Raw genomic sequence first — 22,842 nt, forward strand, 5'->3', positions numbered from 1 at the left:
GTCTGCTTCAATCCAGCTTGGGCTTACTGCAGGCAGCTGTGTGTGCCTCGAAGTGTTGCATCTCTGTTTCCCAGCAATCCAGGAATTTATACCAGTCGCAGGCGTAGAACCCTTCTGCCAGCCTGGTCGAGCCTACGCTTGCCTGAACGAAGCGCTCCCTCCAAGGCTGCGGGATAGTCTGCTCCAAAATGATGTCGATTCCAGAGTTATGACGCATTACCGAGACAGAATTACGAACCTCAACGAGTTCGAGTGGCTGATCGCTACAGGGGGCGTCGTTTTGCTCTTGGTCATCGAGATCATCGAGGATCGCAAGGAGGCCGGATGCACTGATATCACCAGGGTGGAAGGTGGCAAGCGCCCACAGAAACCTTCGCCTAGTTCTCTCACGCTCGCGGAGTAAATCGCAGGTCATTTAAGCCTCCTTTTCACAAAGCAGGGCGGTGGTTATGGCGTGCCGCCTTCGGCGGATGGCTGGCGTGAACCGAGCCGTGGCAAGCCACGTCTCGTCCCTACGGGCGTCCATCCCACACGCCTGCGCGCTCCGCTTGCCCGATACTCGCAGCCAAAGGAAAGTCTGGCGCAGCGATCCTGAAGCCGGGGCGGGTGTTAGCGTGCCCTACGCACAGGACAATTACTTGTGGAGCTTACTAAAGCGACTCGATAGCGCTGCGGCTTCGGTAGTTTCCCAAGCTTCAGGATCAGATGTAGCGTTGAACATCGCCCATGCCCTCCACAGGAAAAATGCGGCAACCAAGCTCGACTCAATTACTGCAAATACCGTAGTGGTATACATATAATCCGAATTTTCTCCAAACAAGAAAAGCACTGGGAATATCGAAGCTATCCAGCCGGCGACGAAAGTTAAGCAAAATGCGATGGTCGCAGTGACCGTCAGGAAAAGCGGGACTTGATATCTATACTGGGTTGCAAATGATTTCTCGCCGTTTTGCTTCGCTAGGCCGTACAAGATGCCTGTGTTTTTTTCCTTGTCATTACTTCTTTTGAAAAGTCCATACAAAGTTACGTTTTCGCCGACTTCTAACTCTTCGTAAAGCTTATTCGATACTTGCAAATTCGGGATAACTGCACCATCAATGCTGACTTTAGCTTTATGTCCGCCGTTCATTCGATCAACAGATCGAACGTAGTCAACTTTTCCTGAAACTTTCACGCAATCGAACTTCATCACTCACTATCCCTGCCATCGCTCAAAAAAGTGGATCTGGTTCTTGCCAAGACGTCGCTCAGTGACTATTGCAGGCGGGCTCACGCTGGCCATAAACGCCGGACTTGATGAGCGCGTCTCCCATCGAGACGTCCCTGGCCGTGTCTTAGGTGCTGCTCTGATGACCAATCCATCACCAATCCAGACGTCGCCGCTATGATCAAACGACTGCTTGGCAAACCATATGTCACGATAATATCACTATGATCTGTTTATCGAAACACGCTTGCCGTGGCTCTATCCTCAGTTTTGAGGATCCGACTCATGCATCTGAAAGAAGCGCTGGCAGGAGCATTGCGTGGAGCTCGTGCTCATCAGGGGTTGAGTTACGAAGAGTTGGCGGGGGCAACGCACAGAACGTACGTGGGGAAGCTTGAGCAGGCCCGAGCGAACGCGACGTTGGAGAAACTGGACGAGATCGCTGACTATCTAGGCCTCGACCTTTTGACTATGGTTACTCTCGCCATTGCGGCTCAGGGTGACGAGCTCCCTTCGCAAGCCCTGCAACGTACTGCCTTGCGAATCAGGGAATTCGAGATGTCCGGAGGGTGGCAGTTGGTAGAGGAGCAATTCAGTGATGGAAAGCTCATCAAGCGCTCCCAGGGAAAGCCTAAGCAGCCGCTTTATGCAGATTACGTTCGAGCCCTGAAAGCGCAAGGTTTCGACAGGAAAACAATCGCTGAAAAGCTTGGCATTGCCAGAAGCACAGTCCAAAAATATTGGAATACATAAACCTCCAGGTTATCGCGACCCCTCTTTTTCTACGTGATGTGTTTCGTGCTCATGGCTGCGGTGTATCCTTGGGCAAGGGTAGGCACTTGTGGTGTTGCCCATAACGTAGAGAGCAGGTTCGGATGGCTGAAATAGTGGGGATATTTGGTCGGTGAAGCACGTCAGGCTGATCCGCCATGGAGAAAGCGCGGCCAACGCAGGCCAACCCAGCCTTGATCACGCGAGCATCCCTCTTACCCCAAAGGGGGTCGAGCAAGCGCGCCAAGTGGCAGGGTCATTCGCTCAAGCCCCAGATCTGATCGTTGCCTCGCCGTTCTCCCGAGCGCAAGCAACTGCAATGCAGACAGTGGCTGCTTTCCCTTCAGTGCCGTTTGAAATATGGCCCATTCACGAGTTCACCTACCTTGAACCTGCACGGTGTATCAACACGACCGTTGCCCAGAGACGAGCTTGGGTGGAGGGATACTGGGCCAAGTCAGACCCAGCGTTCACGGATGGTGAAGGCGCCGAGTCATTCTTGGACTTTATATCTAGAGGTCAGTCTTTCTTAGATAGACTTGCAGAGCATCCTGCCCAGGACATCGCCGTGTTTTCACATGGGCAACTCATCAATGCGGTGGCTTGGCTGATTGAGTGCAGGCCACAGAAGATTGACGGTCAAGCTATGGCCGTATGGCGAGAGTACGAGATCACTCACCACGTGCCTAACTGCTCTGGTTACAAGCTTACCAAGCACCCAGACGATGCCGGCTGGAGAGTAAGTCCTGAGGAGTTGCGAGTTGGCGTAACTCAACGCGTACCAGGCAGATCCTACCAAGCGTTTCGCGTTCCCGAGCGCGTGCTGATTGAGGAGCGGGCCCAGGCCCTATCGGCTGCAGGCTACCCGCTGCCAGACGATGATCCGGCTATGTACGCTGAGCAAAGGCTACTCGAGGCAAAAGAGGCTGCAGGTTTATTACCCTCGCACTCTCCTGGCAGAAAACTGTAGCGGGAGTGCGAAGAGGGCAGGACTTTAGCGAGAGGTGTCACCTGGCTGGAGACACCTCCTCCACGTTCAACGACGAAAAATGCGATTTATCAAGATCAACGCTGCAGCACCAATCGCGAGGGCGGCGACTGGTTTTTCTTTAACGAACGTGGATACGCTATTCAGTGTATCGCCATAGGTTTTAGTCAGCTGACCAGCCGCTTGATGTCCCGCACCTTCAGCTTCCATCTTCGAATCACCAATTAGTTTCCCGACCGTGCTCTGCGCCTTGCCGGCCAGCTTTTCTGCTACACCTTCAACTTGTTCGCTCTTCATGATTCATCAAACCTTTGCGTGAGAGTGGGGAGCTCCGAACCGCGCTAATCGGGCGGCTATCAGCACGACATTAGGGACATGCGCATGATGATTAGTTCAATGGTGATGAGCTGTAGGCCAGTTTGGAAAAGCGCCTACACGTTTAAGCCTATTGCTATGCTGTTGCTCCCAACATGGAGGTGAGCCAAATGCAGGGTGAGTATTCCCTATCAGATGTACTGGAAAGGATGTACCAAAACCAGCTGGCCCTTGAGGCTGCGCTCATGGAGCTGACCCTCCAGGTGGAAGCCCAGGGACATGCGGAAGTCGGCGACAACGTCCGTGGTGCGCTTTACACAATTGGTGAGAACGCTGGTCATATCAAACAGGGGCTGGCCCGGCTCAAAACACTCCCATGAACCAGCCGCTTTTCGATTTTGATCTCAAACGCGTTTCCCGCACGCACTACATCACTGGCAAAGCTGCGATCAATTTTCCAGATCCAGGTAGTACAACGGGAGGATGGCATTTCCTGTCTTACTTCGACCGAAAATCCGGCGTGGCCAAGGTGTCCTTGGCAGGTATTCATTATCCAGATACGACCGATTTCTTTGGAGACGCTGGACTCATCGACGTAACCGACGAGCTTGCGATGAGAGGCTGGTCAGAAGACGGCAAAAGGCTGTTCATGGCGGATCACTACCGTGCCGCAGCAGACATGATTATTAAGTGGGCGGTAGGTGACGCCAAACGCTGCAACGTCGAAATCGCTGATTGGTTCCCTTCAACATGCGAAAGGCAGGGATTGTTGGTGATGTTGGATTTAGGGAAACCGGTGCTTTTACGTAGAGGAAGGTTGCAAAAAATGGAAGCTTGGCTTCGCTCGCAATGACCACCGCAAGTCTGCGTGTCTGTTCCTTCTTCCGAATGCCCTCTGAACAACTGCTTTTGTTGAGCACCGCTTCCCAAGCCTTGCAGCAAGGAGTAGCGTAGCGATTACTACATATCGAGTAGATATTCCTACATGAAAAATTGGCTCGCATTGATCCTTGGCTTACCCACCGCCAACGCCACCGAGCGCATGCGAGCCTGGCGTGCCTTGAAAGCTTCAGGTGCCGCTGTACTCCGTGACGGTGTTTACCTGCTCCCTGATACCAGCGCTTGCCGCGAAGCTCTGACTTCTGTCGAACGAGACATATTGGCCATCAATGGCACCGCCTACCTCCTGCCTGTAGTTGATCCCAACGGTGAGCGCTTTATCGAGTTTTTCGACCGCAAGGATGACTACACCAAACTTGGTGGAGAGATCGAAGGCTGCCGTGAGCAGTTGAATGCTGAAAATGCGCTGGCGACGACCAAACAAATCCGCAAGCTGCGCAAAGCCTACGATCAGATAGCGAGCATCGATTACTTCCCAGGTGAACCAAAGCACCAGATTGATGCGGCTCTACAGGAGTTAGAGACGGCAGTCAGTAGAGCCCTGTCGCCGGATGAGCCGCACAGCAGTAATCAACCGATATCGGTACTCAATCTCAGCGATTATCAGGGCCGTATCTGGGCAACGCGTAAACGTCCCTGGGTCGACCGGCTCGCCTGTGCCTGGTTGATCCGCCGCTTCATCGACCCGCAAGCTCAGATCGTCTGGCTGAACACTCCACAGGACTGCCCAGTCAACGCCTTGGGGTTTGATTTTGATGACGCAACCTTCAGCCATGTTGGTAACCGCGTCACCTTTGAAACCCTACAGGCCAGTTTTCAAATCCAGATACAAGGTCTAGGTCGCATTGCTGCCCTTGTGCATTACCTCGATGTTGGCGGTATTCAGCCGGTGGAGGCTGCCGGGATTGAGCGGGTGCTTGCTGGGCTGCGAGAGACCATTTCCGACGACGACCAACTTCTGGCTGCCGCGAGCGCCATCTTCGACGGCCTGCTCGCCGGGTTTGTGAAAGAGGAGCAACCCAATGAGTAAAGTTATGGCACCAGAGGTTGAAGCGAATCCGTTGAGGCCTGAACAGATTAGTCTGCGTGAGGCGTTCTGGTTCTGGTTGAAGCTCGGTTTCATTAGCTTCGGCGGGCCTGCGGGCCAGATCTCGATCATGCATCAGGAGTTGGTGGAGCGGCGACGCTGGATTTCAGAACGCAGATTTCTACATGCCCTCAATTACTGCATGTTGTTGCCAGGGCCCGAGGCTCAGCAATTGGCGACTTACATTGGTTGGCTGATGCATCGAACGTGGGGAGGCGTGATCGCCGGCGCGCTGTTTGTACTGCCCTCACTATTCATCCTGATCGCGCTGTCGTGGATGTACATCGCGTTCGGCGAAGTACCCGTGGTAGCCGGACTTTTCTACGGCATCAAGCCCGCCGTGACGGCCATCGTGGTGCAGGCGGCGCATAGAATCGGCTCTCGGGCACTGAAGAATAATTGGCTGTGGGCGATAGCAGCGGCTTCATTTGCCGCCATCTTTGCATTCAATGTTCCGTTCCCGCTGATCGTCTTAGGGGCAGCGTTGATTGGCTATTTCGGGGGGCGAATGGCACCCGAAAAATTCAGAGCCGGTGGCCATAGCGCCGCCAAAAAATCCTTCGGCCCGGCCTTAATCGATGACGACACGCCGTCCCCCGAACATGCTCGGTTCAGCTGGTTGAAATTGGCCTCACTCGCACTGATTAGTGCCGTGCTATGGGCTTTGCCGATGGGTGTTTTGACCGCGCTCTTTGGGTGGGAAGGAACCCTGACCCAGATGAGCTGGTTCTTTACCAAAGCTGCATTGCTGACCTTCGGCGGGGCTTATGCCGTACTGCCGTATGTCTATCAAGGCGCAGTCGGTCACTATGGCTGGCTAACCCCGACACAGATGATCGACGGCCTTGCGCTGGGGGAAACCACGCCAGGGCCGCTGATCATGGTGGTGGCTTTCGTCGGCTTCGTCGGGGCCTATGTCTCGCAAGTGTTCGGGGCTGATCAGGTGTTTCTGGCCGGAGCTGTCGCAGCTGCCCTGGTGACCTGGTTCACCTTCTTACCTTCGTTCCTGTTCATCCTTGCGGGTGGCCCTCTGGTTGAGTCGACCCACAACGAACTCAAGTTCACTGCACCGCTTACCGCCATCACCGCCGCCGTAGTTGGGGTGATCCTCAATCTGGCGTGCTTCTTCGGGTATCACGTGCTTTGGCCGAAAGGCTTCAGCGGTAACCTCGACTGGCCCTCTGCATTGATCGCCATCGCAGCCGCAATAGCATTGTTCCGCTTCAAGCGCGGCGTCATTCAGGTACTGATGGCCTGTGCGCTCGCTGGTCTGGCAGTACATCTGTTGCGCTAGCGATCACGAGCGGATTAAACAGCGTCCGTCAGACACCCAGAGATCTGAAGTGACCAGCTCACACCAAAGCCCAGCCTGACGCTGGGCTTTGGCCATTTAATGGCAGTGGTAGTCGTTGGTTTTATGGTTGCGATGGCAACCTTTTGAATCAGTACCGCCGCTGTGTGCGAAGGCAGCAACGGACGTAATCGAAAGTAAAGCGGCGATCAAAATGGCGGACAGTTTCATCAGGGCTTGCTCCTTGCTCATATTTTATATCCGTGAGAGGTCTCACGCCCGGCAGCGTATGGCTAAGTGCCTTCACTGAGCAAGCTACTTCTCCGGAGACTCGATCAAAGGTCGAATGCTTATTTCTTGAGCTACTTCTGGCTCTGGTTTAGGATGAATTCATATCCCCCTAGGGGGGATATGAATTCATCTGAAAACGAGAAACTCGTAGTTCTTTTATCTTCGGGAAATCTCAGTAACCAGATAGTCGTACGCGCTTCCTTTTGAGATTTCTCATGCTGAAAATCCTAGCCAACCGAACCTATCGCCATCTTTTCCTGGCTCAGGTGATTGCACTCTTAGGGACTGGCCTTGCCACCGTCGCGCTCGGTTTACTGGCGTTCGATCTAGCAGGCGCCCAAGCAGGTGCCGTTCTCGGCACGGCGTTGGCTATAAAAATGACGGCCTATATTGGCGTAGCGCCCATTGCAGCGGCTTTTGCAGAGCGCCTGCCTCGCAGAGCCATGCTGGTCTCGCTGGATCTGGTGCGGGCGCTGGTCGCGCTTGCTCTCCCGTTTGTGACCGAGGTTTGGCAAATCTACGTGCTGATTTTCGTCCTTCAGTCCGCATCGGCAGCGTTCACTCCAACGTTCCAAGCGACCATTCCAGACATCCTGCCGGATGAAGACGACTACACCCGTGCCTTGTCGCTATCGCGTCTGGCTTACGATCTCGAAAGTGTCGCGAGCCCGATGCTCGCTGCCGCGCTCCTGACGGTGATCAGCTTCCACAGCCTTTTCGCCGGCACGGTCATCGGCTTCCTCGCTTCTGCCGCCCTAGTCGCCACGGTGTTGTTGCCAAAGGCGAAGCAAGTACCACGACGCAGCATCTATGAACGAACTACTCGTGGCATGCGCATATTCCTAGCGACGCCCCGCCTGCGAGGGCTGCTGGCTCTCAACCTGACGGTAGCGGCTGCCAGTGCCATGGTCATCGTCAATACCGTGGTGATGGTTCAGTCGCGCTTCGCTCTGCCTCAAAGCTCAACGGCATTGGCGCTGGCTGCGTTTGGTGGTGGTTCCATGATCTCGGCCCTGGTCTTGCCTCGCCTGCTGAAAAACATCAAAGACCGAACGGCCATGTTGTTTGGCGGAGGAATACTGGTCGTAGGCTTGGCCGTCGGCATCAACCTGACCACCTACAACTTCCTGCTGCCGCTGTGGATGGTGCTCGGGGTGGGCTATTCGCTGGCCCAGACTCCGAGCGGTCGCCTGTTGCGTCGCTCGGCACATGCCGAAGATCGCCCGGCGTTGTTTGCCGCCCAATTTGCGCTGTCCCATGCTTGCTGGTTGATTACTTATCCACTGGCGGGATGGCTGGGAGCCAACATCAGCCTCACGGCGTCGTTTGTTGGCCTCGCCGTGGTGGCAGGCAGTGCACTACTGGTCAGCATCGTGATCTGGCGCCCAGCTCATGATCAGGAGTCGATCAAACACACCCATGAGAATCTGCCGGGCGATCACGCACACATCGACGGCCAGGACGGTGTGGATCACGAACATCCATACGTGATCGATGATCAGCATCGCCGATGGCCCAACAGATGATCGTGAGTTCCTAGGGCTTGCTAAAGCTGGTGACCGGTATTCAGACCAGCAACCGTAGCGCTTGCAAAGCGGCAAGGTGGCCCGGATAGAACCAATATCCCCATTGCCGCACCGGCCAGACCTTGAAGGTGAAGGTCTGACGCAGTAGCCAGAGTCCTATCAGCGGCGCCGCGAACGCGGTGCTCAACGCCACCATTGAATAGACTTCCAAGTCCAGCGCCCTGGTTACGATGCTACTTCGAGTATTGCTCATCAGGCATAGAGCCGCTGGCAGCAGCCAAAGAACACCGGGGCCTTTGATTGCTATTAAGACAGCCGCTGGAACAAGTGCACCGTAGAATCCGTACATAAGTGGATCATCCAGCACGTAGGCAATCGCGGCGGCCAATAATGCCATAGCGCTGCTCAATAGGGTGCGATGTTGCCATCCCCAGGCAATCACCAGCCCCAATGCCAGCGTCACCAACACATTGAATGATCCTGAGGTGCTGATGTAGCGGTAAGGCACTTCTGATATGACGGCGAACAAGAGCATCAACGCAAGGTATCGAACGTTCGCAGTAGTCAGCAATTCCCCCTGTTTAGAGCGTGCCACGTTTGCCGCAATGGCGACACAGAACAGCGGGAATGAAAGCCTTCCTGGAATGAACAGGTTGCTCATTTCCGGCCAGACCAATCGTAAGTGATCGATAACCATGGTGAGCATTGCCAGCCATTTGATCAGATCCAGGCTGGCGTTTCGGCTCTTGAGTGAAGAAGGCGGATTTGTATGAGCAGTCGTCATGTCCATCCCAAAGTGACGGCGGTCAGCACGAGATAACGCATCCCCTTGGCCAGGGTGACAATCAACAGGAAACTCCAGAGCGGCTCGCGCATGACTCCAGCGACGACTGTCAGCGGGTCGCCAATGATGGGCACCCAGCTCAATAACAGTGACCAGCGCCCGTAGCGCAGATAGGACTGCTGGGCTTTTTCTAACTTGCTCTCGCTCACGGGGAACCAGCGCTTGTGGCGGAATCGCTCAACGGAACGGCCCAGAAGCCAGTTCAGTGCGGAGCCAAGCACATTGCCAACAGTGGCTACCGCCAATAGCGTAGAAACGACGTACCGGTCGGAGAGCAACATCCCGACCAGCACGGCTTCAGACTGCATTGGCAATAACGTCGCGGCACCGAATGCCGCCACGAACAGACCAATGTAGCTCGTAAGTTCAAGCACGAAAGACTTGCCTCAAGCGTTCAGGCCGATCCAGCCATGGAAACCCACGTACAGACCAACACAAATGATCAGCACGCTGGACAGGTACGGAGCACGACGAGCCACGGTGCCCAGCCAAGGCCAACGGTTGGAGGCCTGCTTAGCACCAATTGCCGCCGCAGCACCTACAGTGACCAAGGTGAGCGCCAATCCGATGCTGAAACACAGGACAAGCATGCCTCCCAGCGCAACTTCTTTAACCTGAAGACATAGCAACAGAACGGTGATGGCTGCCGGACAAGGAATCAGACCGCCAGTCAGGCCGAACATAACGATCTGGCCCGTAGTGACCTCGCGATTGGTGAAGCGCTTGCGGATATCGCTGGCATGCGCACGTTCATGCGCATCCTGGTAGCCATCATTCGACAACTCTAAGCCTTCCAATTCGGAATGAGCATGCCCGTGATCGTGTTCCTGATACTGGAGATCGTAATCATGGGAGTGATCTGCATGTCCAAGACTCAAGCGAGCACTGAACTCATGTGGTTCCGGAATATCGACCGTCGACTCCAGGAAGCCGTCGCGCTCAACGAAAGAGAACGATTGGCTGCTACCGTCGGGACGAGTAGTCATCAGGCGAACATCTGAGGCAGCCCAAGCGTGCCCGGTCAGTGTCTTCAGGCGCCAGTGCGGTGGCATGCCTTCCTCGAAGATCGACAGCTCGATGCGGCCATGGCCGGTATCGATTCGATGGGTCTCGTCATGATGACCATGGTCGTGCTCGCCGTGGTGATGATCATCACCTTGCTCGAACTTGAACATCTGCTCGCCGCGCCAAGTACGCCAGAGCATCCATAGCGCAATCACGATAATCAGTGCAGAAGAGGCAAGCTGGAAGTACGGCTCAGTGGTTTGCGCATCCAGGCCTTTGCCCAGGTACATGCCGCCGATGGCGACCAACCACACCACTGCGGTATGCGACAACGTCGCGGCCAAACCTAACAAAACAGCCTGTTTGACCGAGCCACGGATGGCCACGATGAAGGCCGCCATCATGGTTTTGGAATGTCCCGGCTCCAGGCCATGCAAGGCGCCGAGCAGGATCGCGCTCGGGAAATACAGCCAGGCGTGAGCCCCGCCTTGTTGCAGCAGTTCAGCAAAATTGGGCATGACAGACCTAGAGGTACTTGGTGATTTGCTTGAAAGCTTCCAGTGGTGCGCGTTCGCCATTGCCTAGCGCCGAAACGGTGTCCTCCAGGCAGTGATCAATGTGATCCTGGATGAGCGTACGTTTGGCCTGGCACACTGCTTTTTCAACCGCATGCAGCTGCTGGGCGATGTCCACGCACTCACGACCCTCTTCGATCATGGTGATGATGCCGCGTAAATGCCCATCCGCCCGTTTGAGACGTTTGATGATCGCCTCATGACTTTGGTGGGTGTGGGGATGGCTGTGTTCGTGTTCGTGCTCACTCATGACTTGAGCCTCAGGCCTCAATGAATTACGCTGGCATCCTATCCCCCCTAGGGGGATCCGGTCAAACGCGTAAAAGCCCTATAAACCGAGTTGAAACCCTAACGCCATGTTCAGCAGAACACTGACAACTACGGTGGTAATCGCGCTTGCTCTCGCCATATTGGTGGCTTGGGCCGGGCATACCTATTCGTTATCAGTGGCGTCGAAACAGCCAGCCTGGGAGATCACGCAAGACGCCCATCACTCCCACGGCGAAGAGGCTTCATCAAGCTATTCGAGTCTTTCAGATCACTACCATTCGCCATTGACCCCTGATCACCAGCACGAAACACCGCAACTCACAGCGGCGTTGATGCTGGCGACATCCCCGATGCTATCCATCCGGGTCGATGCGCTTCGACACTCTGTTCCCCTGCCGCCGATATTCTTGATCGAGCGTCCACCCCGTCCTTCGTTCGCATCTTGACCTTGGCCGCACTACGGCCTTCGATCTCTGCAACATAGGATTGATATATGCATTCGTACTTGATGAGCGGCGTCGGCGCGATTACTGCGCCTTTGCACCGCCCCGTATTGCTGTTGTTTTGTAACCGTCCGGCCAACTCACCTTCCTGACCCCGACGCCAAAGGCGATGGTGTCCACCTAATTTAAGTGGACACCATTTCTAGCCTTTTAAGCGGGTCTTTCCATGCAGTCACAACGCCGTTCCTATTCAAAATCCTTCAAGGCCCAAGTTGTCCAAGAGTGCGCCCAGCCCGGCGCATCGATTGCCAGCGTCGCGCAGAAGCACAGCCTTAACGCGAACCTCGTCCATAAATGGATTAGGGTACTCACGAACAAAACCATGGCGCTGCAACCTGCTTTCATTCCAGTGCCCTTGCCGCTAGCCGGAGGACATTCGCAGGCAGCTTCATCGAGTATCTGCATTGAAATCCAGCACCCGCGTGGCACCGTCAAAGTGAACTGGCCGACCGAAAGCGCTGTCGCCTGTGCCACCTTTCTGCGAGACCTATTGGTATGATTCGGATCGATGCCATCTGGCTTGCCACCGAGCCTATGGACATGCGCGCCGGTACCGAGACCGCGCTGGCCAGGGTGATCGCGGTGTTCGGTGTGGCGAAGCCGCACTGCGCATACCTCTTCGCTAATCGCCGTGCCAACCGAATGAAAGTCTTGGTGCATGACGGTGTGGGCATTTGGCTGGCAGCGCGACGATTGAACCAAGGCAAGTTTCATTGGCCCGGCATCCGTCACGGATCGGAAGTCGAACTCGATAACGAGCAACTTCAAGCCTTGGTACTGGGTTTGCCGTGGCAGCGGGTCGGCGCAGGCAGCGCGATCACAGTGCTTTAGCCCCTGCCATTAGCCCATCGGTTTATCGCTGTTGACGACCTGCTCTGACACAATCAGCGGCATGACTTCCTCGCCCAATCTCGACCAGATGACACCGGAACAGCTGCGCGGCTTGGCCGAACAGGCTATGCAGTTGCTGTCCCAGGTCGACTCCATGAGCCAGAAAATCCAACGCCTCGAAACGGTCAACGAGCAACTGGCTCATGAAATCGCCATCCTCAAGCGACACAAGTTCGCCAAGCGCAGCGAGCAACTGAGCCCCGACCAAGGCAGTCTGCTCGATGATCTGCTCGATACCGATATCGCAGCTATCGAAGCCGAGCTGAAGGCAGCCAATCCGCCGGCCGCACCGGCCGAGCCACGTAATAAGCCCAAGCGTGCACCACTGCCGCCGCAGTTTCCGCGAACCGTGATCCGTCACGAACCAGAGAATACTCAGTGCGTGTGCGGCTGCCAGCTTCAGCGAATCGGCGAAGACGTCAGCGAGAAGCTCGATTACACTCCGGGCGTGTTCACCGTTGAGCGGCATGTGCGTGGAAAATGGACGTGCCGTCAGTGTGAAACACTGATCCAGGCGCCTGTACCGGCCCAAGTGATCGACAAGGGCATCCCGACCGCAGGCCTGTTGGCCCACGTGATGGTGGCGAAGTTCGCCGACCATTTACCGCTGTACCGGCAGGAGAAGATTTTTGGTCGGGCCGGACTGCCCATCGCCCGTTCGACACTGGCGCAATGGGTCGGACAGACCGGTGTGCAGCTCCAGCCTCTGGTCGATGCGCTGCGTGAGCATGTGTTGGCCCAGGGCGTGATCCACGCCGATGAGACCCCGGTTCAGATGCTCGCACCAGGCGAAAAGAAAACCCACCGCGCTTACGTGTGGGCCTATAGCACCACGCCTTTCTCGGCCCTCAAGGCCGTAATCTACGACTTCAGCCCCAGCCGTGCCGGCGAACATGCGCGTAACTTCCTGGGCACGTGGAACGGTAAGCTGGTCTGCGATGACTTCGCCGGCTACAAGGCCAGCTTCGAGCTGGGCATCACCGAAATCGGCTGCATGGCCCATGCACGCCGCAAATTCTTCGACCTGCATGCAGCCAATAAAAGCCAGTTGGCGGAGCAGGCGCTTCACTCGATTGGCGGGTTGTATGAAGTCGAGCGACACGCCAAGGAAATGAGCGACGAAGACCGCTGGCGATTACGTCAGGAAACAGCGGTGCCCATCGCTGAAAAACTGCATGAGTGGATGTTGGCCCAACGCGAACTTGTGCCCGAGGGTTCGGCCACGGCCAAGGCCCTGGATTACAGCCTTAAACGCTGGGTAGCGCTGACGCGCTACTTGGAAGATGGTGCTGTACCCATCGACAATAACCAGATCGAGAATTTGATCCGGCCGTGGGCGCTTGGGCGCTCGAACTGGTTATTTGCCGGGTCGCTGCGCAGTGGAAAAAGGGCGGCGGCAATCATGAGCCTGATCCAGTCGGCGCGTATGAATGGGCACGATCCGTATACCTATCTCAAGGATGTGCTGATGCGGCTGCCGACACAGCGGGCGAGCGAAATCACGCAATTACTCCCGCAGCATTGGATGCTTGCCTGAGACAGGCTAAGTGGACTTCGCCAAATAGTCAGCTCAAAGGCTGACTTGTATCAACAATTCGGAAGCGACTTTTCTCAGCATATAGGTTTCGCGCAGAATTGATTGCCCCATCGAAGACTCGTGACGCTGCATAACGGCTTCATTGTGCGTGATGGCTTCATGCAGGTTGATCCAGACAGGCCGCATACCATTAGCGATTTCGTGGCTTTCCATTCTCACGGGCTCTAGCTGGGGCGCTACTTCGCATTGATAAAAATGCGAGGTCATGTGCATCAGATCGTACTGTGGCCCCCAGTAGGGCCGGTACTCCTCAATGTAACCGTAGTGCTGGAGCACCTTTATGTCACGAGCACCAGTCTCTTCCTCAAGCTCACGCTTCAGGCCTGTGACAATGTCCTCGTCACCATCAAGGCCGCCTCCAGGAAAGCTGAAGTCGTTATAGCGCTCGGTGAACAGCAACAGGATCTGTTCATCCCGCATCACGATGCCGCGTGCTGCATGTCGACGGAATACTCTGCCCTGTTTGGATTTCAGCTCGGGGTGAACAATTTCAGTTATGAGTTGCATGTGGTCTCGTTACGGCAAAATCAGTTAGTCATCGTCCAGGGTGGCCACGGCATTTCCGCAGTTCTGGAAATACTGTGGCCAGTGGAACTGGCTCAGCGAAGCAGCAATACGGGTAAAGTGGATGTTCGCAGCATCGTCGTGGTCGTGCTGCCTACCAGAAACTGCCTGATGCGTGAGTGCCCGTACGCCCCCATGACCAAGAGGTCAATGCCGTGCTCTGCCTGATACGCATGAAGTACCGACTCTACTTCGCCTGGGCGGATCTCGGCATGCACTAGCGGGCCAGAAGAGGCAAGTGTGGTTCGTGCTTTCTCCAGCTCGTTCTGGTTTTCTTCAGAGTCCGTACCAACCATGACGATATGAATTGGCAGGTCTTCGCACAGCGGGCTTGAAGCAAGCATCTGTACGGTCTTGTGGCCTGTAGCGCTGCCGTCAAATGCCACCATGATCGTTTCAGGTTTCCTGAAATGGCTGGTTGTAATCAGGATGGGGCGGTGGATTGTTCGGACTACCGCTTCAATCTGGCTGCCAAGACTTTGGGCACTGCGCGTGCTGTCCTCACCGACTCTTCCAATCACCAGTAATCGAATATCGTCTTGGAGATCGCTCAGGCTCTCGACGAGATGGCCATGGCGCTGCTTCAGATCAGGTGACATGGCGCCAGAGATGACTGTTCGCTCGCGAGCTTTTTCAAGCATGTGCTGCCCATGCTCCAAGGCCAGTTTTGCACGCTGCGCATCCAGCGTGGCCAACTCTTCCAGTAGATGTTCTCTGCTACCGAGACCGATATTGCCGCTGAGGTCAGCGGATGCAGGATATTTTTCCCTATCCAGCACATGGAGCAAGGTCAGGGGAGCGCTGAGTCGTTGCGAGGCCCATGCTGCGTAATCGCAGACCGCCAATGAGGATTGTGAGTTATCAATGCATGCCATTACGTGGGTCATTGTCGTTCTCCTTAGTGGCTCATGAGCTTGTCGATGGCACCGGGTTTGTCATGCACGCCGAAGCGGTCAACGATTGTTGTGCTGGCTTCATTGAGACCGAGCACTTCAACCTCAGCGCCTTCACGGCGGAACTTGATCACGACCTTATCCAGCGCTGCGACGGCGGTGATATCCCAGAAATGCGCTTGTGTGAGATCGATGGTGACTTTGTTGAGCGCTTCCTTGAAGTCAAAAACTTCAGTGAACTTGTCCGCAGAGCTAAAGAACACCTGGCCCACGACGCGGTAAGTCCGATGCGATTCCGTCTCTTCCAAAGTGCTCTTGATATCCAGGTAGTGCCCAACCTTATTGGCAAAGAACAGCGAAGCCAGCAGCACACCTACCAGTACGCCGTAGGCTAGGTTGTGAGTGGCCACGACGACCACGACGGTCGCCACCATGACGAGGTTGGTCGACAGCGGATGCTCTTTCAGATTGCGCAAGGAATCCCAGCTAAAGGTGCCGATGGACACCATAATCATCACAGCCACGAGTGCCGCCATAGGGATTTTGGAGAGCCATTCGCCAAGAAATACCACCATCAGCAGCAGGAAAACGCCGGCACACAATGTCGAGAGACGGGTGCGGCCACCAGATTTCACGTTGATGATCGACTGGCCGATCATGGCGCAACCTGCCATGCCGCCAAGCATGCCGGCAGCGATGTTGGCCACACCCTGGCCTTTGCACTCGCGGTTTTTGTTGCTGGTGGTATCGGTCAGGTCGTCGACGATGGTCGCGGTCATCATCGACTCCAGTAGGCCTACAACTGCCAGCGCAGCGGAGTAAGGAAAGATGATGCGCAGGGTTTCAAAGTTCAGCGGCACTTCAGGCCACAGAAAAATCGGCAGCGTATCCGGCAGTTGGCCCATGTCCCCCACGGTACGGATATCTAGCCCCAGATAAATGGCGATGGCAGTCAGGGTCAGGATGCACACCAGTGGTGAGGGAACCAGCTTGCCGATCTTAGGTATATACGGAAACAGGTAGATGATTCCAAGGCCCGCTGCGGTCATCGCGTAGACGTGCCAGGTCACGTTGGTCAATTCAGGTAACTGCGCCATAAAAATCAGAATCGCTAATGCGTTCACAAAACCCGTGACCACAGAGCGAGAGACGAAGCGCATCAGCGAACCTAGCTTCAGGTAACCCGCGAGGATTTGAAGTACCCCACAGAGCAACGTGGCTGCCAGCAAATACTGAAGTCCGTGCTCTTTAACCAGAGTGACCATGAGAAGTGCCATGGCGCCGGTAGCCGCCGAGATCATGCCGGGACGACCGCCGACAAAGGCAATAACAGCACAGATACAGAAGGAGGCGTAAAGTCCGACCTTTGGGTCAACGCCGGCGATGATGGAAAAGGCGATGGCTTCAGGGATCAGCGCAAGTGCGACTACGAGCCCCGCGAGCACATCTCCACGGACGTTGGAAAACCACGTTTGTCTAAGTTTTTGCAGCATAGAAAATATCCAAGGCAAAGCATCGCGCACGCCAAGGGAATGGCGAGCGAATCGATACAAATTCAAATTTTGAGGATTTTTTTGCTGTGTGCTTAAGGCGTATAACCAGGCGTACAGCAGTGCGCACCCGCGAGCGAGGCTAGCGGAAGCAGGTTGTTGCGAGGGGGCGTAGCGCTAAGGCGGCGTAGGCTGCCAGTAGATCGTTTGGAGTACAGTCATGCTGATGTTCCTGTAGCTCAAGGGGTATGCGGAGCAGAAGTATACAATGAAGCCATCGTCGATTGCGACCCGCTGCCAAGCTCCGCATGAGCTACGTCAGATACAGGCTTATTCAATGGGTATACCTGCGGGCAAGGCTTTGTTTTCCACCCGTTCTTGTCTGAGCTGGTCTGTGTGCTGAGAGGTGAGTTGGCCAGACGGTTACGTTGTTTTTACTTATCGCTGCACTTTTCCTGGGAATGCCCGAGGCGATGGCTCACGCCGTCGCGGAAGGTGACAAAGGCTTCATCCAGGAAAGCTCCGGCGTCATGTTGCTGCCTTTCATTTACATGGGCGCCAAGCACATGATGACCGGGTACGACCACCTGCTATTTCTGTTCGGGGTGATCTTCTTCCTCTATCGCCTGAAAGACGTGGGGCTGTATGTCACGCTGTTTGCTGTAGGTCATTCGGTCACGCTGCTGCTTGGCGTACTTACAGAGGTCAGCATCAGCTCGTACATCATCGACGCCATCATCGGCTTCTCGGTGGTGTACAAGGCGCTCGATAACCTGGGCGCATTCCAGCGCTGGTTCGGTTTCCAACCCAACACCAAAGTGGCCACGCTGATCTTCGGCTTGCTCCACGGTTTTGGTCTGGCGACGAAGATCCAGGAATACGAGATCTCACCTGATGGCCTGATTCCGAACCTGATCGCCTTCAACGTTGGTGTTGAGATCGGCCAGTTACTGGCCCTCAGCGCGATTCTCATTCTGATGGGGTATTGGCGGCGCACCGGCAGTTTCTGGCGCCACGCCTATACCGCCAACGTCGCCATGATGAGTGCCGGTTTCCTCTTGATGGGTTACCAGATCACCGGCCTGTTTGTCTCCGCGTAAGGAATTCTGACCATGTTCAATACTCCGCTTCCCACTGTTAATGAATTGCCAAGCACTCGCAAACTGGTGCGCTCCACTGTCATTGCACTGCTGACTGCGGTCGGCCTGCTGGTGACAGTGGTTATGCCTTCGGAATATGCCGTCGATCCAACGGGTGTGGGCCGAGCACTGGGACTGACCCAAATGGGCGAATTGAAGATCATCCTTGCTCAGGAAGCTTTGGCGGATGCCGCGCCACCGCAAGCTGCTGCTCCAGCTCCAGCTCCACAGGTTGCGCAAGTCCAGCCTATTGCGAAACCTGCTGCTCAGCCGGCTCCCACACCCACTTCAGCTTTGAAGACTAATCAAATGAGCGTCACGCTCAAGCCAGGTGAAGGGACTGAAATAAAGTTCGAAGTCTTGAAGGGCAAGTCTGTTGGCTACGAATGGACTGCGGTTGGTGGGCCTGTGAACTTCGATACCCATGGCGAACCCTACAACGGTGAGAAGGGTTACTTCCATAGCTACAACAAGGGCAAGCAGGTCAAAAGTGATAAGGGTGAATTTACCGCCATCTTTGACGGCACCCATGGTTGGTTTTGGCGTAATCGCAGCACTAACGACGTGACCATCACACTGAAAACCAGCGGCGATTATTTGGGCGTCAAACAGTAATCAGAAGCAGCGATGGCTGTGCTACGGCAAGAAACGCAGCGTGCTGCTTGACCACATGTCATTCAATTTCATCCATTTTTGAAGAGTATTCCAATGAAAACCCCAACAACCATGATCCGTTCGATGCTCCTGATCTGCTTCCTTGGTTTGATGACGGCCTGCGGAGGCGATGAAAAAGACGCAACTTCTGAGATCGCTGGGCACGGCCATTCACACGAGTGACGCCGTAAATAAACAAGGCCGCATTGCGGCCTTGTTCCTCAAAGAAGAGGCACGGGAGTTTTCTTTTATTCTCAGTCAGCAGGCCAAGCAGGTAAGCGGATCTCAAAGGTCGTATAGCCTCCTCCGGAGACACACTCAACGGCGCCATCATGGGCGTCAACCAGTGATCTGACGATTGCCAAACCTAACCCCGCGTTGTTCGTAGCACCCTCTCTACGTGCAGGATCGACTCTGTAAAAACGGTCAAACAACCGGGGCAGATGTTCTCCAGCTATTTCCTCGCCGGGGTTCTTCACTGACAAGCTGATTATGCTACCCAACGACTCGATTTTTACGGAGACAGTGCAGTCAGGAGGGGTATACCTGAGCGCATTAGAAAGTAAATTCGAGATCATCCTATCCAACATCGTACCGTCACCATAGACCGCGCCGTGTCCGGAGACTTGTAGCTTTACTCCGGTGTCTTCTGCCAGCAACTGGTAATACTCGAAAAGTTTTTCGACCACCGAACGCAACTCGACTTTCTCTTTGGCAGGTAGAACCAGACCGTTGTCCGATTTTGCTAAGAAAAGCATGCCGTCAATAATGCTGGAGAGTCGGTTCAGATCCTCCAGGTTTGAATAGAGATTCTCTTCATAAGTGTCCGGTGCACGTTTCTTTGAAAGGATGACTTCGGTGTGTGTACGCAGATTGCTGATAGGGGTTCGTAGCTCGTGCGCAATATCGGCTGAAAAGTTGGACAGCCGAACAAAAGACTCTTCAAGGCGAGCAAGCATGGCGTTGAAAGAAGAGACAAGGCTCTCAAGCTCACGAGGCACCGAGTCCATCGGGATGCGTTCTTTCAGCGAACCGGCTGACATTGAGGCCGCGACTTGCGTCACCTGTGCGACCGGCTTTAACCCGCTGCGCGCCACCAGCCACCCTAACGCTGCGCTGACCAGAGCGCTGATAGCCAGCCCAATGACCAGCCACCAACGCAAAGTTTCAACGAAGTGCATGTGACTGGTGATATCCATACTTAACCATGCGGTTAGTGGCTCAGCTTCATTCACTAAATGAACTTGGGCCTTCATGCCTCTATACGTATGGCCGCCAGCCGTCCACTCCAACAAACCTTCCCCAGCCTCATGAACCGCAGCGGTAGGCTGTGCAGTTCCGTTGGGAGTAGCGAAGATCGTCCTCCCTCCGTTGGTGACAATCGATGCTGAAAGCTCCTGATGGGCGCCCAGCAGGGCTTGCAGTTGTAACACCACTTCTGAAGAGTCTACGGAGCCGGCCTCGCCATCCATGATTTGCCGAATGGATACGAGCTTTTCCGTCATCGCTTGACGGTCGAGCGCTTTGAAGTGATGTCTACTAAAAGCATCGAAGGTAAAGCCTGCTACAACCAGCACGGCTACCACGGCACAGACAAACATCATGCTCAAACGGAAGGTAAGAGATACACGCTTCATTCAGTATCCGGCGCATCTAGCATGTAGCCCATTCCCCTGGTGGTCTGAATCAGCTTAGTGTCGAAATCATCATCGATTTTGGCCCGGAGCCGGCGAATTGCTACTTCGATCACGTTGGTATCACTGTCGAAGTTCATATCCCAAACCTGCGATGCGATCAGTGATTTTGGCAGGACTTCCCCTCTACGGCGCATAAGGAGTTCTAGGAGGGAGAATTCTTTGGCGGTGAGGTCAATGCGTCGACCTGAGCGGGAGGCACGTCGTTTCAGAAGATCGACCTCCAGATCGCCGATTTTGATAGATGTTTGGTTGGGTACGGCGGAACCACGGCGGAGCAAGCTTCTGACGCGAGCAAGCAATTCGGAAAATGCAAAGGGTTTGACTAGGTAATCGTCCGCTCCTAGTTCCAACCCTTTGACCCGGTCATCAACCCCGTCCCTGGCTGTCAGAAACAAAACAGGAACTGAGTTCCCGGCTATGCGGACAGATTGAATGACCTCCCAGCCGTCCAGGCCGGGCATCATTACGTCCAGGATCAGAAGGTCATAGGTCTCATTTAACGCATGGTGCAACGCCTCTGTTCCCGTAACAACTCGGTCGACAGTGAAGCCAGCCTCCACAAGACCCTGCTGTAGGTACATTCCGATTTTGGGTTCGTCTTCTGCGACCAAGAGTTTCATGCACGGGCTCCGGTTTGCGGTGTTCTAGTGTGCTACCAATCTGACATCTGTGCGCAAGCTTACGTAAATGTAATTGCCTCAACAGCCCACGGATCGCCCGATGCCACGACAGGTCGGTGTGTGATGGGTTGGATGGAGTGAATTGGCAGGCGGCTTACAAAAATGTAATCAGCGATTTGAGCTTTTTGCGCTTAACCTAATTCCAACCACTGTGGAAGCATGACGGCTGGCCCAAGGCTAGGGGGCTTGCAGAGCAACCGCATACTAAAACGCTACGAGGTGCATCGAATGTTCAAACGAAAGCTATCGCTCGCCGTGGGCTTGATGATTTGTGCTGTCGCGCAGGCGGCTGAGCCGCTCACAATCGATGTGCATCGTGACGCGAACTGCGGATGCTGCAAGGAGTGGGTCAAGCACCTTGAATCGAATGGATTCAAGGTGGTCGACCATGTTGAAAGCAATATGAGCGCTATTAAGCAGAGCTTAGGAGTGCCGCAGGGACTCGCGTCATGCCATACGGCTGTTATTGACGGCAAGTTCGTAGAGGGGCATGTCCCAGCCGAAGAAATCAAGAAGCTGAGTAGTCGCTCCGACCTCGCAGGAATTGCAGTACCGGGCATGCCCGCAGGCTCTCCCGGCATGGACTACGGCCAGAGCCATCAGTCTTATCAAGTGCTGGGCCTCACCAAGGCAGGTGCGCAAGAAAAAGTCGCTCAGTACCCTGCGAGCCAATAGTTGTTACCTAGCTCTGAGCACCCATATGGACGCTCAGATTTGGCTACTGGATCAACCTTGAGCCATCTCGATTGAAGGGCTCAGTGTTCCTAGCCACGCCACCAAACAGACGATGACAACAGCACAGGTTGACTCAATCACTATGCTTTTTCTCAAAACCGAGGCTGCAAGGGAATAATCACCGGCTTTCACAGAGCGCTCGAGTGAAGGACTCAGGTAAAAACGATTGAGACTAGCAAGCCCGATCATGCATGCAAAAAGCAGGATTTTCACGAGAAGAAGCACGCCATAGGTGCTGGTTACAACTTCTAGCAACGTCGGCCCGACAATGAAGAGATAATTAGCGACGCCTGTGACTATGATCGTACCCACAATGAATGCGCCTGCTGTCTCGAAGCCAGTGAGTGCTCGTGACAGCACTCGTACGAGTTGCTCCGAATTAGACCTCCTGATACTCAACATCAAACCAAACGCCGCGAGAGCTCCGATCCAGCCGCCAGCGGCAAGTAGGTGCAGAATATCAGCCGCAAAGTGCCAGAACCGCTGAGTGCCTTCATCCATCGCTCCATGACCTGTCCACGCGAGCGTGGATAAGGCGATACAGCCTGCCAAGGTAGCAACCCAGAGACTTCCTGTTGGCCATCGCTTGCTCTGACTTGCGACAGAAATCACCACTACTAATGAAATCATGCGCGTCACCCAGCTATAGCCCACCTCAGTTTCGTACACCATCATTTCCAGATGGGGTAGCAGCTCCGCCCAGTCGGATGCGCCGCTCATATTTTTTGCCATGACGACGAAGGAGGCTATCGACAAAAACACACCAAAGGCAGCGATGCCAGGTAGCAGCGACTCAAAATGCAACATTGCGCCTGATACGCGCTCTTTTCCCCGAAAGCTGTAAAGCCCGAAGACTGCTAGGCCGAACAGGAGCATCAGATCTAAGTAGAGCGCGAATCGCAGCACTACATTTAAAGAGTCGCTCATAC

General features: G+C 54.8%; 26 protein-coding genes and 1 pseudogene. 13 read left to right on the forward strand and 14 right to left on the reverse strand.

The genetic code is table 11. The annotated features are described in order from the left end of the window. Positions 1-7: 7 nt before the first annotated feature. Positions 8-415 (reverse strand): hypothetical protein, encoded by a 408-nt coding sequence (locus tag JTY93_RS24450; protein ID WP_096143044.1) that lies wholly within the window; start codon positions 413-415, stop codon positions 8-10. A gap of 219 nt (positions 416-634) precedes the next feature. Beyond that, positions 635-1,189 carry a hypothetical protein gene (locus tag JTY93_RS24455; protein ID WP_032894807.1) on the reverse strand — a complete coding sequence of 185 codons (555 nt, stop codon included), beginning with the start codon at positions 1,187-1,189 and terminating at the stop codon, positions 635-637. Between the two features lie 303 nt (positions 1,190-1,492). On the opposite strand from JTY93_RS24455, the gene JTY93_RS24460 reads away from it, so the two are divergent. Beyond that, complete coding sequence (locus JTY93_RS24460) at positions 1,493-1,960, forward strand: transcriptional regulator (protein ID WP_032894808.1); 468 nt, start codon at positions 1,493-1,495, stop codon at positions 1,958-1,960. Between the two features lie 151 nt (positions 1,961-2,111). Beyond that, positions 2,112-2,720, forward strand: a pseudogene (locus JTY93_RS24465) (histidine phosphatase family protein); the annotation flags it as partial. Positions 2,721-3,014: 294 nt separating this feature from the next. On the opposite strand, the gene JTY93_RS24470 reads toward JTY93_RS24465, so the two are convergent. Next, positions 3,015-3,263 (reverse strand): CsbD family protein, encoded by a 249-nt coding sequence (locus JTY93_RS24470; RefSeq protein ID WP_032894809.1) that lies wholly within the window; start codon positions 3,261-3,263, stop codon positions 3,015-3,017. A gap of 188 nt (positions 3,264-3,451) precedes the next feature. Here JTY93_RS24470 and JTY93_RS24475 point away from each other — a divergent pair, with 188 nt between their 5' ends. From JTY93_RS24475 to chrA, 4 genes are all read left to right on the forward strand, one after another. Next, the gene (locus JTY93_RS24475) at positions 3,452-3,661 is read left to right on the forward strand and encodes a hypothetical protein (protein ID WP_032894810.1); all 210 of its coding nucleotides are present in this window, start codon (positions 3,452-3,454) and stop codon (positions 3,659-3,661) included. Continuing rightward, on the forward strand, positions 3,658-4,134 hold the full coding sequence (locus tag JTY93_RS24480) for a hypothetical protein (protein WP_032894812.1): 477 nt from the start codon (positions 3,658-3,660) through the stop codon (positions 4,132-4,134). Before JTY93_RS24475 ends, JTY93_RS24480 begins: the two co-directional genes overlap by 4 nt. A 132-nt stretch (positions 4,135-4,266) precedes the next feature. After that, positions 4,267-5,211, forward strand: coding sequence for a chromate resistance protein ChrB domain-containing protein (locus JTY93_RS24485; protein WP_032894813.1), 945 nt, complete (start codon positions 4,267-4,269; stop codon positions 5,209-5,211). After that, entirely contained in the window at positions 5,204-6,562 is a 1,359-nt protein-coding gene (gene chrA / locus JTY93_RS24490; protein ID WP_032894815.1) for a chromate efflux transporter, read from the forward strand. The genes JTY93_RS24485 and chrA overlap by 8 nt, the downstream gene beginning before the upstream one ends. Positions 6,563-6,658: 96 nt before the next feature. Here chrA and JTY93_RS24495 read toward each other — a convergent pair whose 3' ends face one another. After that, a complete protein-coding gene (locus JTY93_RS24495) occupies positions 6,659-6,811 on the reverse strand; it encodes a YHYH domain-containing protein (protein ID WP_223656464.1) in 153 nt (50 codons plus the stop codon). 254 nt (positions 6,812-7,065) lie between these two features. Here JTY93_RS24495 and JTY93_RS24500 point away from each other — a divergent pair, with 254 nt between their 5' ends. Beyond that, positions 7,066-8,376, forward strand: a complete 1,311-nt coding sequence (locus JTY93_RS24500) for an MFS transporter (protein WP_158879137.1) — start codon at positions 7,066-7,068, stop codon at positions 8,374-8,376. A 40-nt stretch (positions 8,377-8,416) separates the two neighbouring features. Here JTY93_RS24500 and JTY93_RS24505 read toward each other — a convergent pair whose 3' ends face one another. From JTY93_RS24505 to JTY93_RS24520, 4 genes are read right to left on the reverse strand one after another with little or no spacing between them, the layout of a single operon-like run. After that, on the reverse strand, positions 8,417-9,160 hold the full coding sequence (locus JTY93_RS24505; protein WP_158879136.1) for a TraX family protein: 744 nt from the start codon (positions 9,158-9,160) through the stop codon (positions 8,417-8,419). Further along, complete coding sequence (locus JTY93_RS24510) at positions 9,157-9,594, reverse strand: YqaA family protein (protein WP_158832388.1); 438 nt, start codon at positions 9,592-9,594, stop codon at positions 9,157-9,159. The genes JTY93_RS24505 and JTY93_RS24510 overlap by 4 nt, the downstream gene beginning before the upstream one ends. Before the next feature lie 12 nt (positions 9,595-9,606). Then, positions 9,607-10,743, reverse strand: coding sequence for a nickel/cobalt efflux protein RcnA (locus tag JTY93_RS24515; protein WP_158879135.1), 1,137 nt, complete (start codon positions 10,741-10,743; stop codon positions 9,607-9,609). Between the two features lie 7 nt (positions 10,744-10,750). Then, on the reverse strand, positions 10,751-11,050 hold the full coding sequence (locus tag JTY93_RS24520) for a metal-sensing transcriptional repressor (RefSeq protein WP_032894820.1): 300 nt from the start codon (positions 11,048-11,050) through the stop codon (positions 10,751-10,753). A gap of 689 nt (positions 11,051-11,739) precedes the next feature. Between JTY93_RS24520 and tnpA the strand changes: the two genes are divergently transcribed. From tnpA to tnpC, 3 genes are all read left to right on the forward strand, one after another. Then, positions 11,740-12,072, forward strand: a complete 333-nt coding sequence (gene tnpA / locus JTY93_RS30195; protein WP_083376067.1) for an IS66-like element accessory protein TnpA — start codon at positions 11,740-11,742, stop codon at positions 12,070-12,072. Then, positions 12,069-12,404: an IS66 family insertion sequence element accessory protein TnpB gene (gene tnpB, locus JTY93_RS29460; RefSeq protein WP_009684097.1), complete on the forward strand. Its 336-nt coding sequence runs from the start codon at positions 12,069-12,071 to the stop codon at positions 12,402-12,404. The genes tnpA and tnpB overlap by 4 nt, the downstream gene beginning before the upstream one ends. Positions 12,405-12,465: 61 nt before the next feature. After that, complete coding sequence (gene tnpC / locus JTY93_RS24535) at positions 12,466-14,001, forward strand: IS66 family transposase (protein ID WP_083376068.1); 1,536 nt, start codon at positions 12,466-12,468, stop codon at positions 13,999-14,001. A gap of 33 nt (positions 14,002-14,034) precedes the next feature. Here tnpC and JTY93_RS24540 read toward each other — a convergent pair whose 3' ends face one another. From JTY93_RS24540 to JTY93_RS24550, 3 genes are all read right to left on the reverse strand, one after another. After that, complete coding sequence (locus JTY93_RS24540) at positions 14,035-14,568, reverse strand: NUDIX hydrolase (RefSeq protein WP_083376069.1); 534 nt, start codon at positions 14,566-14,568, stop codon at positions 14,035-14,037. 92 nt (positions 14,569-14,660) lie between these two features. After that, complete coding sequence (locus JTY93_RS24545; RefSeq protein WP_083376070.1) at positions 14,661-15,512, reverse strand: universal stress protein; 852 nt, start codon at positions 15,510-15,512, stop codon at positions 14,661-14,663. An 11-nt stretch (positions 15,513-15,523) separates the two neighbouring features. Then, positions 15,524-17,011, reverse strand: coding sequence for a SulP family inorganic anion transporter (locus tag JTY93_RS24550; RefSeq protein WP_083376071.1), 1,488 nt, complete (start codon positions 17,009-17,011; stop codon positions 15,524-15,526). 458 nt (positions 17,012-17,469) lie between these two features. Between JTY93_RS24550 and JTY93_RS24555 the strand changes: the two genes are divergently transcribed. Beyond that, complete coding sequence (locus JTY93_RS24555; RefSeq protein ID WP_240344226.1) at positions 17,470-18,108, forward strand: HupE/UreJ family protein; 639 nt, start codon at positions 17,470-17,472, stop codon at positions 18,106-18,108. 12 nt (positions 18,109-18,120) lie between these two features. Beyond that, positions 18,121-18,762: a transmembrane anchor protein gene (locus JTY93_RS24560; RefSeq protein ID WP_158879133.1), complete on the forward strand. Its 642-nt coding sequence runs from the start codon at positions 18,121-18,123 to the stop codon at positions 18,760-18,762. A 293-nt stretch (positions 18,763-19,055) separates the two neighbouring features. Here JTY93_RS24560 and JTY93_RS24565 read toward each other — a convergent pair whose 3' ends face one another. Together JTY93_RS24565 and JTY93_RS24570 are read right to left on the reverse strand one after the other, a co-directional pair. Beyond that, positions 19,056-20,438: a heavy metal sensor histidine kinase gene (locus tag JTY93_RS24565; protein ID WP_047338274.1), complete on the reverse strand. Its 1,383-nt coding sequence runs from the start codon at positions 20,436-20,438 to the stop codon at positions 19,056-19,058. After that, the gene (locus JTY93_RS24570) at positions 20,435-21,118 is read right to left on the reverse strand and encodes a heavy metal response regulator transcription factor (protein WP_032894827.1); all 684 of its coding nucleotides are present in this window, start codon (positions 21,116-21,118) and stop codon (positions 20,435-20,437) included. The genes JTY93_RS24565 and JTY93_RS24570 overlap by 4 nt, the downstream gene beginning before the upstream one ends. Positions 21,119-21,406: 288 nt before the next feature. Here JTY93_RS24570 and JTY93_RS24575 point away from each other — a divergent pair, with 288 nt between their 5' ends. Then, positions 21,407-21,853, forward strand: a complete 447-nt coding sequence (locus JTY93_RS24575) for a DUF411 domain-containing protein (RefSeq protein ID WP_205476290.1) — start codon at positions 21,407-21,409, stop codon at positions 21,851-21,853. A 51-nt stretch (positions 21,854-21,904) separates the two neighbouring features. On the opposite strand, the gene copD is transcribed toward JTY93_RS24575, so the two are convergent. After that, positions 21,905-22,840, reverse strand: a complete 936-nt coding sequence (copD, locus tag JTY93_RS24580) for a copper homeostasis membrane protein CopD (RefSeq protein WP_205476289.1) — start codon at positions 22,838-22,840, stop codon at positions 21,905-21,907. Between the last annotated feature and the right edge of the window lie 2 nt (positions 22,841-22,842).

The organism is Pseudomonas hygromyciniae, from assembly GCF_016925675.1.
Taxonomy (GTDB): domain Bacteria; phylum Pseudomonadota; class Gammaproteobacteria; order Pseudomonadales; family Pseudomonadaceae; genus Aquipseudomonas; species Aquipseudomonas hygromyciniae.